This window comes from Sphingomonas sp. CFBP 8760, from assembly GCF_014841615.1.
Taxonomy (GTDB): domain Bacteria; phylum Pseudomonadota; class Alphaproteobacteria; order Sphingomonadales; family Sphingomonadaceae; genus Sphingomonas.
On sequence record NZ_JACYUG010000010.1, the window covers coordinates 20,629 to 33,144 of the forward strand.

General features: G+C 70.3%; 9 protein-coding genes. 8 read left to right on the top strand and 1 reads right to left on the bottom strand.

Features of this window, described 5'->3' with window-relative positions:
• Window positions 1-12: 12 nt before the first annotated feature.
• From tssK to IFT82_RS13160, 6 genes are read left to right on the top strand one after another with little or no spacing between them, the layout of a single operon-like run.
• Complete coding sequence (tssK, locus tag IFT82_RS13135; protein WP_192127461.1) at window positions 13-1,359, top strand: type VI secretion system baseplate subunit TssK; 1,347 nt, start codon at window positions 13-15, stop codon at window positions 1,357-1,359.
• The gene (gene tssL, locus IFT82_RS13140; protein WP_192127462.1) at window positions 1,356-2,786 is read left to right on the top strand and encodes a type VI secretion system protein TssL, long form; all 1,431 of its coding nucleotides are present in this window, start codon (window positions 1,356-1,358) and stop codon (window positions 2,784-2,786) included. The genes tssK and tssL overlap by 4 nt, the downstream gene beginning before the upstream one ends.
• Window positions 2,783-6,403, top strand: coding sequence for a type VI secretion system membrane subunit TssM (gene tssM, locus IFT82_RS13145; protein ID WP_192127465.1), 3,621 nt, complete (start codon window positions 2,783-2,785; stop codon window positions 6,401-6,403). Before tssL ends, tssM begins: the two co-directional genes overlap by 4 nt.
• Window positions 6,385-6,939, top strand: a complete 555-nt coding sequence (gene tagF, locus IFT82_RS13150) for a type VI secretion system-associated protein TagF (protein WP_192127467.1) — start codon at window positions 6,385-6,387, stop codon at window positions 6,937-6,939. Before tssM ends, tagF begins: the two co-directional genes overlap by 19 nt.
• The gene (locus tag IFT82_RS13155) at window positions 6,936-7,700 is read left to right on the top strand and encodes a PP2C family protein-serine/threonine phosphatase (RefSeq protein ID WP_192127469.1); all 765 of its coding nucleotides are present in this window, start codon (window positions 6,936-6,938) and stop codon (window positions 7,698-7,700) included. The genes tagF and IFT82_RS13155 overlap by 4 nt, the downstream gene beginning before the upstream one ends.
• Window positions 7,701-7,748: 48 nt before the next feature.
• Window positions 7,749-8,570, top strand: coding sequence for a tetratricopeptide repeat protein (locus IFT82_RS13160; protein WP_192127471.1), 822 nt, complete (start codon window positions 7,749-7,751; stop codon window positions 8,568-8,570).
• 253 nt (window positions 8,571-8,823) lie between these two features.
• On the opposite strand, the gene IFT82_RS13165 is transcribed toward IFT82_RS13160, so the two are convergent.
• On the bottom strand, window positions 8,824-10,671 hold the full coding sequence (locus IFT82_RS13165; RefSeq protein ID WP_192127473.1) for a protein kinase domain-containing protein: 1,848 nt from the start codon (window positions 10,669-10,671) through the stop codon (window positions 8,824-8,826).
• Between the two features lie 136 nt (window positions 10,672-10,807).
• On the opposite strand from IFT82_RS13165, the gene tssA reads away from it, so the two are divergent.
• Entirely contained in the window at window positions 10,808-11,971 is a 1,164-nt protein-coding gene (gene tssA, locus IFT82_RS13170; RefSeq protein ID WP_192127475.1) for a type VI secretion system protein TssA, read from the top strand.
• Between the two features lie 12 nt (window positions 11,972-11,983).
• Window positions 11,984-12,514 carry a type VI secretion system contractile sheath small subunit gene (gene tssB, locus IFT82_RS13175; protein ID WP_192127477.1) on the top strand — a complete coding sequence of 177 codons (531 nt, stop codon included), beginning with the start codon at window positions 11,984-11,986 and terminating at the stop codon, window positions 12,512-12,514.
• The last annotated feature ends 2 nt before the right edge of the window (window positions 12,515-12,516 follow it).

Below are 12,516 nucleotides of genomic sequence, written 5' to 3' on the forward strand. Positions count from 1 at the left end.
AACGCTGAGACGATGTACTGGAACAACAAGGTTCTCTGGGCGGAGGGAATGTTCCTGCGCACCCAGCATTTCCAGCAGTTGGAACGGTATCTGGATCGCCGGTCGGAAAACGGCCTACGCTGGCTGAACCCGGTCGGCTATGGCTTCGCCGATCTGGAGATCGACGAGGCGTTGCTGCGCACCGGCAAGATCGCGCTGTCGCGCGCGGCGGGGATCATGCCCGACGGCACGATGTTCGACGCGCCGGGGGCGGACGACCATCCGCTGCCGCTGGAGGTGCCGGGATCGCTGCGCAACAGCCTGATCCATCTGGCGGTGCCGATCCGCCGCGCCGGCGGCTACGAGGCGCGGCTGGACGTGGCTGGCGGCCCGCCGCTGCGCTGGATCGGGCAGGAGGTGGAGGTGAACGACGTCATCGCCGGCTCCGATGGCGCCGCGCCGATCACGGTGGCGAAACTGAACCTGCGGCTGATCGACGATAACCAGGAACTGGCCGGGTACGTCACGCTGCCGGTGGCGCGGCTGGTGGAGCGGCGGGCGGACGGATCGCTGGTGATCGATCCCGATTTCATCCCCACCACCGTCAGTTGCGACGTGTCCGCCAAACTGCGCGGCTTCCTGGCCGAGATCAGCGGGTTGTTGCAGCATCGCGGCGCGGCGATCGCGGGGCGGCTGGCCGATCCGGGCGGCAAGAGCATCGCCGAGATCACCGATTTCCTGATCCTGATGCTGGTCAACCGCAACGAGACGGTGATCCGCCACCTCGCCGCGACGGGCGAGCTTCACCCGATCGAGCTGTACCGCGCGCTGATCGCGCTGGCGGGCGAACTGGCCACCTTCACCGAGACGGGCAGCAACCGCCCGCCCGAACTGGGGGCGTACAACCACAACGATCTGCAGGCGAGCTTCACGCCGGTGATCGGGTTCCTGCGCGAATCGCTGAGCGCGGTGTTCGAGCAGACCGCGATCCCGATCCCGCTGGAGGAACGTGCCTACGGCATCCGCGTCGCGCGGATCAGCGACCGGTCGCTGTTCGCGGACTGCACCTTCGTGATCGCCGCGCGATCGTCGATCGATGCCGACCTGCTGCGCCAGAACATGCCCAAGCGGACCAAGATCGGCGGGGTCGAGCGGATTCGCGACCTCGTGAATCTCCAGGTCGGCGGCGCGCCGATCCGGCCGCTACAGGCCGAACCGCGCCAGATCCCGTTCCGCGCCGGCATGGTCTATTTCGAGATCAACACCACGTCGGAGGACTGGCGGCTGATCGAGCGATCGGGGGCGGCGGCGGTGCATGTGTCGGGCGACGTGCCCGATCTTGATCTCGAACTCTGGGCCATTCGCGGACGCGTCCGGTGAGCGGCGGTCGCAACCCCTTCGACCCGCCCGAGGATGGCGACCGCACGATGATCGGCCGCGGTAATACGCCGCCGCCCCCGCCGGGTGGTGACGATGGCGACCGGACGATGATCGGCGCGCCGGCCACCGGCCCGTTCGCGCGACCCGCCACCACGCCGCCGCGCGCCACCCCGTCCGAGCCGCCCCGCCACGAGGCGGCCAGCCCGTTCACCCCCGCCGCGCCGTCGCTGGAAAGCTTTGCCGGCACCAGCACCAACCCGCTGCTTGCGGCAGGCACGCCGCTGATCGTGCTGGCCAATTCGCTGCGCTCCGTGGTGGCGCATGACGACATGGTGCGGCTGCGGCGGACGGTGGTGGACGAACTGCGCCGGTTCCAGACCCGCACCCGCGAATTGTCGGTCAGCGATGAGGAGTCGCGTTATGGTCATTACGCGCTGTGCGCGCTGATCGACGAGGTGGTGCTGTCGACCCCGTGGGGGGCGAAAAGCGGCTGGGGCGCGCAGACATTGGTCGCGACCTTCCACAACGAGGTCGTGTCGGGCGACCGCATGTTCGAGGTGGCCGACGCGCTGGAGGCACGGCCGGGCCGCTCGCCCAACCTGCTGGAACTGATCTATCTCTGCCTGTCGTTCGGGTTCGAGGGGCGGATGCGGCTGGAACGCGGCGGCGCCAGCCGCCTGGTGCAGTTGCGCGACCGGCTGTACGCCGCGATCCGCAACCTGCGCGGGCCGGTCGAGCGCAGCCTGTCGCCGGCATGGCGCGGGGTGGAGGCGGCGTACCGGCCGATCACGCGCGAAATCCCCGCCTGGGTCTATGCCGCCGGCTTCGCGGTGCTGCTGCTGGCCTGTTACGCCGGTTTCCTGTTCCGTCTGTCGTCTTTGGGCGGCGATGCGCTGGCGCCGCTGTCCGCCGTGTATCGCACCGGCCCGGCGGAACTGAACCGCACCGCCCCCGCACCGGCGGGTGACAGCAAGCTGTACCTGACCATCCTCGACATATTGAAACCCGATATCGATGCCGGCCGGGTCGGCGTGACCGACGATCCCGATGCGGTGGCGGTGCGGCTGAAGGACCGGGGGCTGTTCGCCTCCGGTTCCGCCGATCTCGATGCCGGGTACGGTGAGACGATGGGCCGCATCGCGCAGGCGATCCGCATCACCGAAGGACCGGTGCCGGTGACGGGGCATACCGACGACCAGCGGATCGCCTCGCTCCGCTACCCCTCGAACCAGGCATTGAGCCAGGCGCGGGCGGCGGCGGTGGTCACCGCGTTGCAGGCGGCGGGCGTGCCGGCCGACCGGTTGCAGCCGGCGGGCGTCGGCGAGACGCAACCCGTCGCGGACAATGCCGCCGAAACCGGCCGACGCCAGAACCGCCGCGTCGAAGTCGCGATTCCGAAGACCTATGCCGAAGGGCCGACCCGATGATCCGCCCGCATATCCCCTATTGGCTGCGGCGCAGCCCGCCGCGCTGGGTGCTGACCGTCGCCGGACTGTTGCTGGTGGCGCTGCTGATCTGGTTCGTCGGACCGCTGATCGCGATCGCGGGCAAGGTGCCGCTGGGCAGCGCATGGGTTCGCCTCGCGCTGATCGTGCTGGTGTTCGCCGGCTATGGCGCGCGGCTGTGGTGGACGCGCGCCAAGGCGAAGCGGCAGAACCAGGCGATGATCGCCGAACTGGGCGAGACGCAGACGGCCCCCGATCCGCAAGGCACGCTGGCCGCCGCCGACGTCGCCGCGATGGAGGAACGCGCCGCCCGCGCGCTGGAGCTGATGCGCGAGACGCGGGTCGGCAAGAAGGGCGAGTTCGTCTACGAACTGCCCTGGTACATCATCATCGGCCCGCCGGGTGCGGGCAAGACGACCGCGCTGAAGAACAGCGGCCTCGATTTCCCGGTCGCGCAGGCGCTGGGCGACGAGCCGGTGCGGGGCTTGGGCGGCACGCGGACGACCGAATGGTGGTTCACCGATCAGGCGGTGCTGATCGACACCGCCGGCCGCTACACCACGCAGGACAGCGACGAGGCGGTCGATGCGCAGGCCTGGAAGGGCTTCCTCGACCTGCTGCGCAAATATCGCCCGCGCCAGCCGGTGACGGGCATCATCGTCGCGATCTCCGTCACCGACCTGACCGGGGCGGACGAGAGCGCGGCGGTGGCGCATGGCCGCGCGGTGCGCGCCCGGATCAACGAGGTGCAGACCGCGTTCGGGGTGCGGACGCCGATCTACATCCTGCTGACCAAGCTCGATCTGCTGGCCGGCTTCACCGAATTCTTCGACGACATGTCGAGCCACGAACGCGAGCAGGTGTGGGGCGAGACGTGGCCGGTCGCGGATGCCGCCACCGCGCCCATCGGCCATACCGCCGCCAGTCCGCAGGCGCTGGACGTGGCGTTCGACCGGCTGGTCGAGCGGCTCGACGCGCGGGTGCTGATGCGGGTGCAGGCCGAACAGGACATGGCGCGGCGCGGGCTGATCTTCGCGTTTCCGCAGCAGTTCGCGTCGCTGCGCCAGCCGCTCGGCCATATGCTGGCGACGATCACGCGCGAGACGAAGTACGAACCGCGCCCGTTCGTGCGCGGCTTCTATTTCACCAGCGGCACCCAGTTCGGGCGGCCGATCGATCGGTTGCTGGGGGCCTTGTCGGCGCGGTTCGGCCTGCCGCTGGCGACGGGCCGGGCGGAGCCGGCGCGCGGGCGCAGCTATTTCCTGCGCGACCTGCTGACCAAGGTGGTGTTCCCGGAATCCGCGCTGGCCGGGCGCGATCCGAAGGAGGAACGCCGGGCGCGGCTGGTGCGGCTGGGCACGATCGGCGGCGCGGCGGCGGCGGCAGTGCTGCTGCTGGGGCTGTGGACGTACAGCTATTTCCGCAATGCCGCGCTGATCGAGCGGCTGGGCGTGCGCGCCACCGCGCTGGGCAAGCAGGTTGCGGGTCTGCCGCAGGGGCCGGTCAGCGACAGCGACGTGTTGCAGGTGCTGGAACCGCTGGAGGCGGCGCGCGCGCTGCCCTTCGCCTCCACCGCCGCGCCTGACGATCGCTCGCCGGGTTTCTCATGGGGCATCGGCCGCGCGGACAGTTTCCGGGTGCAGGTGGACGGTGCGTATCGCAACCTGCTCAACCGCCAGTTCCTGCCGCGCCTGTTGCTGGGGCTGGAGGACCGGTTGTCGGGTCTTGCCGGCGAGGTACCGGCGGAGGGGCGCGACAATCGCGCCGCGATCTATGCGGCGCTGCGCCTCTATCTGATGCTGGGCCGCGCGCCCGGCGCGCCGCTCGACCGTGCCGGCATCCTCGCTGCGTTCGACGACGACTGGGCGGAACGGCTGCCGGGCGAGGAACAGGCGCCGGCGCGCGCCGCGCTGCACCGCCATCTTGCCACGCTGCTGGCGGGGCCGATGCAGCCGCCGCGCCTGAGCGCGACGGTGATCGCCGACGCGCGCGCCCGCGTCGCCTCGCTCGGGCCGGGGGAGCGGGTCTATGCGCAGATGCTGGCGGACCCGGCGCTACGCAACCTGCCTGAATGGACGCTGGCGCAGGTGCCGGGCGTCGGCACGTCGCGGCTGTTCACGCGCCGGTCGGGCAAGGCGCTGACCGCCGGTATCCCCGGCATGTTCCGGCGGCGGTTCTTCTATCAGAACGTCGTGCCCGCGATCGGGCGATACGCCACCCAGTCGGCGGACGAATCCTGGGTCACTGGCGGGCTGGCGACGGCGGGCGGCGGGCTGCTCGACAGTCGCGCGGGCGCAGTGAAGGATGCACTGCTGACCACCTATCTCGCCGATTTCACGCGGCGGTGGGACGAGACGATCGACGATGTGGTCGTCAGCGGCGAGATGCCGATGGACGAACGGTTGCGGATGGCGGTGCGCCCGCCCTCGCCGGTCAAGGCGCTGTTCCAGTCCTGGGCGGACGAGACGAACCTGACGCCGCCGTCGCTGCGCAAGGGCAAGGGATCGGCGGCGCTGCGGGTCGGATCGATCTTCTCGCGCAACATCTATCGCGGGATGCAGCGCGCCGATCAGGTCGGCAACGCCGCCGCCACCGCGCCCGCCGGCCCGCCGGGGCCGCTGGACGAGGTGGTCGAGCATTTCCGCTGGCTGCGCGAGATGAACCCGGCGACCGGCCCCGCGCCGATCGACGATGCGCTGAACGCGCTGACCGCGGTGGGCGATACCGGCACCGCCGCGCGCTCCGCCGCCGGGCTGGGCGATCCGCTGCTCCAGCGCGACCGGCAGGCGGGCGCGATGGCGGCGACCGCGCGACTGGGACAGGTGGCGGCGACGATGCCGCCGGCCGCCGGACGGCTGTTCAACGGCTTCGTCACCGCCTCCACCACCCAGCTCAACCGTGACGCGCGGACGGGGCTGAAAACGCAATATGCCGCGCAACTGGGGCCGGAATGCCGCAGCATCACCGCGATGGGCTTCCCGTTCCGGCAGTCGCCGCGCGAGGCGACGGTCGACGACTTCAGCCGGCTGTTCCGCCCCTCCGGCCTGATCGACGCGTTCGTGACGACCAACCTGTCCGGGCAGATCGATACCTCGCGGCGCAACTGGGCGCTGACCCAGTCGGGTCGCGCGCTGGGCCTGTCGCCGCAGGCGGTGGCACAGCTGGGGAAGGCGGGGCGCATCCGCGACGTGTTCTTCAAGCCCGGCGACATCCGCCCCAACCTGCGTTTCCTGATCGAGCCGATCCAAGTCGGCGGCGACGCCAGCGCCGTCACGTTGACGGTGGACGGCGCCCCGGCCGCGTTCGACCGCGTCAACCGGCGGGGGGTGGAGATGCGCTGGCCGGGCAATGCGCCGGGCGTGACGATGAGCGTGCAGCATAACGGATCGGCCACCCCCAGCATCCGGCAATGGAGCGGCGACTGGGCGCTGTTCCGCTTCCTGCGCGACAATCCGGTCAGCAACGTCACCGCCAGCGGGCTGGTGGTCAGCGTGACCGATGGCGGGGCGAGCGCATCGTTCCGCATCCGGGTGCTGTCCGGCCCCAGCCCGTTCCGCCTGCCCGAACTGGCGAGCTTCCAATGCCCGGCGGCGATGTGACGGCGGCGGCGGCGCCCATGCCGATCATCGGGATCGTCGGCAAGCTGCCCGCGCATGGCGATTTCGTGCGGCGAGGCGGGCCGGGGGCGGTGCTGACGCGAATCGACGACTGGCTGGACGGCGAACTGGGTGGCGCGGTGGCGGCGGGGATGCCGCTGGATGCGGCGGTTGCCGCGCTCGACGGCTGGCGCTTCGCCTTCGCGGGCACGGACGGGCCGGTGATCGCGGTCGTGGTCGCCAGCGGTGACGGGGTCGGGCGCCTCTTCCCGCTAGTTGCGACCGTGACCTGCGCATCGACGGGACGCGAGGCCGCGGAAACATGGTGCGCGGCGGTGGCGGATGCGCTGGTCGCGGTGCGGGATGCCGGGCAGGGCGCGGATGCGGCGCTGGCGGCGGTTGCGGCGATCGACCCGCCAGGCGATGCGGCGCCGGTGGCCGGCTGGTGGCATCCGGCGGCCGATGCGCCCGCCGGTGACGATGCGCGGCTGCCGGTCGGCGACGCCTTCCGCGCCTTGCTGTCGGGGAGGACGGGATGAAACGGCGCGATCTCGCATTCGTGGCGGTGGAGCGGACCCATGTCGGGCGGGTGCGCAAGCTGAACGAGGACCGTGTGCTGTCGCGCACCGCGCTCGGCCTGTGGGCGGTGGCGGACGGGATGGGCGGGCACCAGCGCGGCGATCTGGCCAGCGGGATGATCGTCGACGCGCTGGTCGCGATCGATCCGATGGATTCGGGGTTCGCCTTTCTCGACAATGTGCAGGACGTGATCCAGCGGGTGAACCGCACGCTGGTCGCCCATGCCCGGCTGTCCGCGCCCGGTACGGTGATCGGATCGACGGTGGTCGTGCTGCTCGCCTTTGGCGGCCATTATGCCTGCCTGTGGGCGGGTGACAGCCGTGGCTACCTGTTGCGTGGCGGGCGGCTGGACCAGATCACGCGCGATCACAGCATGGTGCAGGAACTGATCGATTCGGGCGCGCTGAACCGCGCCGATGCGCCCGCCTTCGGCCGGTCCAACGTCATCACCCGCGCGGTCGGCGTGCAGGACAGCCTGGCGCTCGACCTGCACAGCGGGCCGATCGAGGGCGACGACATCTTCCTGCTGTGTTCGGACGGGCTGACCGGGATGATCGACGATCACGGCATCGCCGATGTGCTGACGACGAGCCAGAGCCTGGACGAGGCGGCGGACCGGCTGCTGGACATGACGCTGGCGCACGGCGCGAAGGACAACGTCAGTTTCGTCCTGATCCGGGCGGATGCGGCGCAGGACGACACGCTGCAACGTTTGCGATAGGTTAGGGCGATAGGGAATGCCCGCGAAGTCGGGCCAATCAGGGGTGTCATGATGATGAATGCAGGTCAGCCGCGCGTCGCGCGGACGGGAACGATGCTGGCGGCGGCGGCGATGCTGGCGCTGCTCGGCGGTTGCGGCAAGAAGGCGGAGATACAGCCGCTGCCGGCCCCGCCGGAAGCGGCACCGGCCGCTCCCGCGACCGGAAATCCCGGCGATATGCCGCAGGCGACGCCCGGCCTCAACCCGACGCAGCGGCTGGCGCGCGTGGTCGATCTGCTCAACCGCAACGACGAGAAGACCGCGCGGGCGGAACTCGACGCGCTGCTGGCGCAGGACCCCGGCCGTCGCGAGGCGAAGGTGCTGGAACAGTCGATCAAGGGCAATCCCTATGCGATGGTGCCCCGCAACAGCTTCAGCTACGTCGTCGCGCCGGGTGATACCTTCATCACGCTTGCGCTCGACTATCTGGGCGATTCCTACAAATTCTATGCGCTGGCGCGGATCAGCGGCATCGCGCCGAACATGCTGAAGCCCGGCGACATCATCCAGATGCCGGGCCGGGTGCGCGAACCGTCACGCCCTGGCGTGCAGCGCTCGCGCCCATCAGTGACGCGGACACGGCCGCCGCGGCGGACCGGCCCGGCGACCGGGGCGGCGCCCGCGACCGGCGCGGCACCCGCCGCCCCGCAGAGCGATCCCGCCACCGCGCTGCGCTATCGCCGGCAGGGGCTGGAGCAGATGACCGCCGGCCGGATCGACCGTGCCGTCGCCCTGCTGGGTCGGGCGTTGCAATATGACCCGGACAACCGCGCCATCGCCGCCGATCTGGCGCGCGCGCGGCGTATCCAGGGCACGGTGCAGACGCGATAAGCGGGGTGACCGGGCGTGGATCACGCGATCCGCGCCCGGTTTCATGGTGCGCTACGGTCGCCATGACAGGATGGCTTTAGCGGACGATGGCGTGAAACCTGCCCTGTCGTCATTGCGAGCGTAGCGAAGCAATCCCGTGCGTCACGCGCCGGGCCCTCGATTGCTTCGCTGCGCTCGCAATGACGGAATGGGGACGGAATGGGTCAGGCCATGATATCCCGCGCTGGCCGATATGGCCGGCGGCCCGGCGGTACTACATCCGGTTGTCGGGGAGTTCACCGGCCAGCGTGCTGTCCTCGTCGTCGTCATGCGCCCAGGTGCGGACGCGTTCGGGTGGGGGCGCGTCGGGATCGGCATCGGTTGCCGCCGGGTCCGGGGTTGGTTCGGGACGGCGGACGCCCTCGACCTGCGCGAGCATGACGGTTTCGGGGGCGGGGGCGGTCTCGGTCCGCTCGGCCGGGGCCGACGGCGGGTCGAGCAGCAGCGCCTCGACCGAATTGAGCCGTTCCTCCATGCTCTGCGCGACCATGTTCACCCCGTCGAACAGCTCGCCGAATTCATCCTTGCGGCTGTGCGAGATGCGGAAGTCGAGATTGCCGCGGGCGATGTCGTACAGCGCATCGCGCAACCGCTCGATCGGGGATTTCAGCATCCGGCCGCTGAGATAGGCGGCGGCGGCCACCGCGCCGAGCGTGACGATCGAGACGAGCAGCAACGCCAGTTCCGACGTGCGCGACGCGGCGCGCAGCGCGGTGGCGTCCACCGCCACGTCGACCTTGCCGAACCCGCGCCCGGCATAGGTGATCGGCCGGACGAAGCGGAACCCCTCGCCCCCCGCCACGGAGGTGACGGTGATGCCGTCGTTCCGTTCCACCGCCTTCTCCCCGGTCGGGGCGCGGTAGGGGCGACCGACCCGGGTCGCATCGCTGGCGGCGCGCACTACCCCGCCGGCATCGACGACGGTGATCCCCCGGATGCCGCGATCGGCGGCGGCGGAGCGCACGAAGATCTCCACCGGCAGCCAGTCCTGCGCTTCCGGCGGCAGCGAGGCGTTGTCGACCGCGCGAAGCGCCGCGTTGTTGGCGACGAACGACGAGATCGCCTGACCCGATGCCAGCGCCACGTCGCGCATCGCGCGCCGCTGCGTCACGATCGCGGTCACCACCGAGGCGCCGAGCACGACGGCGGTGATGAGCGTGAGCAGCACCGCCAGCTTCACCGCGAAGGGAATATACTGGCGCCGCTCGATCGCCTCGCGCGCGACGGTGCGGTTGACCGACAGTTCGCGACGCAACGCCTCCGCCATGCGGTGGCCGTCGGCGAAACGCTGCGCGGGATCGCGGCTCATCGCCTTGCCGATGATGAACTGCAACCCGCGCGGCACGTCGTGCGCCACGTTGGCCAGCGGTTCCGGATCGGCCTGCACGATCTGGGTGGCGAGCGTGGCGGCGTTGACCGCGGGGAAGGCACGGCGGCCCGACGCCAGTTCGTACAGCACGACGCCGAGCGAGAAGATGTCCGACCGCCCGTCGAGATCGCGGCCCAGCGCCTGTTCGGGGCTCATATAGCGGGGCGTGCCGACCACCTGGCCGATCTGGGTCTTGAGCGATTCCTGTTCGAACAGATCGCCCTCGGCGACGCGGGCGATGCCGAAATCGAGCAGCTTCACCGTCTTGCGATCGGGCGACACGATGATGTTCGACGGCTTCACGTCGCGATGGACCACGCCCTGCGCATGGGCATAGCCGAGCGCGAACGACAGCTGGATGCCGATCGAGGCCACTTCCGACGCGGTCAGCGCCCCCGCCTTCATCACCTCCGACAGCGGTTCGCCGTCGAGATATTCCATGACGATGAACGGATAGCCGTCGATCTCGCCGACATCGAAGATGGTGACGATGCCGGGATGCGACAGCGCGCCCGCCGCCCGCGCCTCGCGCAGGAAGCGGATCGAATATTCCCGGTCCTGCCGGTATTCGGCCTTCAGGACCTTCACCACCAGCGCGCGATCGATATGCGGATCATAGGCGCGATAGACGTCGGCCATCGCGCCTTCGCCGATCTGTTCCAGGATACGGTAACGCCCGACGAGTTCCAGCACGCGATTTCCCCCTTCGGCCGACGCGGGCACCCTGTACGTGCGATTATCAGGGGGCGGCGCACTTTGCCAGTGCGACCCGCCGCTTGACGGCCACCATGGGCGATGGCACCCCATGACACCGGTGGGGGAAGCCTGGATGAATGATCGTTTCGCCATCGAGGAACTGCTCGCCCCGATCGCGGGGCCGGATGGGCTGGCGGCCGGGCCGGACGTGCGCGGCGGCGGGTCCAGCGGGTCGGGCCTCTATCTGGCGATCAAGGACGCGCGGAACGAGGCGCGGCTGGCCGAGCGCAACGCGATCACCTCCGGCGATCCCGAGGCGGTGCCGCTGAAGGCGGGCATCCGCGCCTGGGAGACGGTGGCGCAGGGCGGCACCGCGCTGCTGGCGGAAACCAAGGACTTGCAGGTCGCCGCCTGGCTGACCGAGGCGTGGCTGCGCAGCGACGGCTTTCCCGGCGTGGCGGCGGGGTTCGACCTGCTCGCCGGGCTGGTCGAACGGTTCTGGGACGACGGGCTGCATCCGCAGGAGGACGAGGACGGGATCGAGACCCGGGTCGCGCCGCTGTTCGGGCTGTTCGGCAACGGCGATGTCGGCACGCTGCTGCAACCGATCAAGCTGCTGCCGCTGAGCGATCACGAACACCCCGCCGTGGCGTTGTGGACGGTGGAGACGGTGCAGGCGCAGAGCACGCGGCACGAGGACCCCGATCTGGCCGAGGAACTGGTCGAGCGCCGCCGCGCGCAGATCGCTGCGATGGAGGAGGCGATCCACCGCGCCTCGCCGGATTTCGCCACCGAAGCGGCGGCGGGCATCGCGGCGGCGCTGGCCGCGCTCGACCGGCTGATGGCGGCGATCGACGCGCACACGCCGTTCGGCCGCTTCGGATCGCAGGTGTCGCGCCCGCTGGAGGATGCGGCGGCCCTGCTGCGCGTCCATGGCCCCGGCAGCGACGTGACCGAGGTCGAGGCGGTACCGGTCGAGGCGGTGGCGGCACCGGTCGCCGCCCTGCCGGCCGAGGCGGCGGAGGGGGCGATTCCCGTCGCCGCCGCCCCGCCGGCACCCGAACCCATGAACCGCGAACGGGCGCTTGCAACCCTCTTGGAGGTCGCAGCGTTCTTCGAGCGTAACGAACCACAATCCATCCTCGGGGAGAGCCTGAGACATGTGGTGCGGCGGGCGAACCTGTCGGCAGTCGAACTGCTGGCGGAACTCCTGCCGGATGGCGAGCAGCGTGCGCTGTTCCTGCTGCGGGCCGGCATCGGTCGCAGCGAGGGCGGCGGCAATGACGACGGTTACTAACGGGGTGAGAACATGGCCGAGAGCGTTCACGACAAGCTGAAGCGGGTGCGCAAGCCCCGTGTCCACATCACCTACGACGTCGAGACGGAAGGTGCCGTCGAGGTCAAGGAACTACCCTTCGTGATGGGGGTGATGGGCGATTTCTCGGGCGATCCGACCGAGCCGCTCAAGCCGCTGCGCGATCGCAAGTTCATCCAGATCGACCGCGACAATTTCGATCAGGTCATGCAGCGCATGTCGCCGGGCCTGAAACTGCGCGTCGAGAACACGCTGAAGGACGACGGCAGCACCCTGCCGGTCGACCTGAAGTTCGAATCGATGGAGGATTTCGAGCCGGGCCGGATCGTCCAGCAGGTCGAACCGCTGCGCCGCCTGATGGAGACGCGCACCAAGCTGCGCGACCTGATGACCAAGGCGGACAGTTCGGAACAGCTGGAGACGCTGCTGGAACAGGTGTTGCAGGACAGCGGCCAGATGGAGGCGCTGCACGCCGAACTGGGCCGCGGCGGACCGGCCGCGCCGACCCCCGGAAAGGACGCCTGACC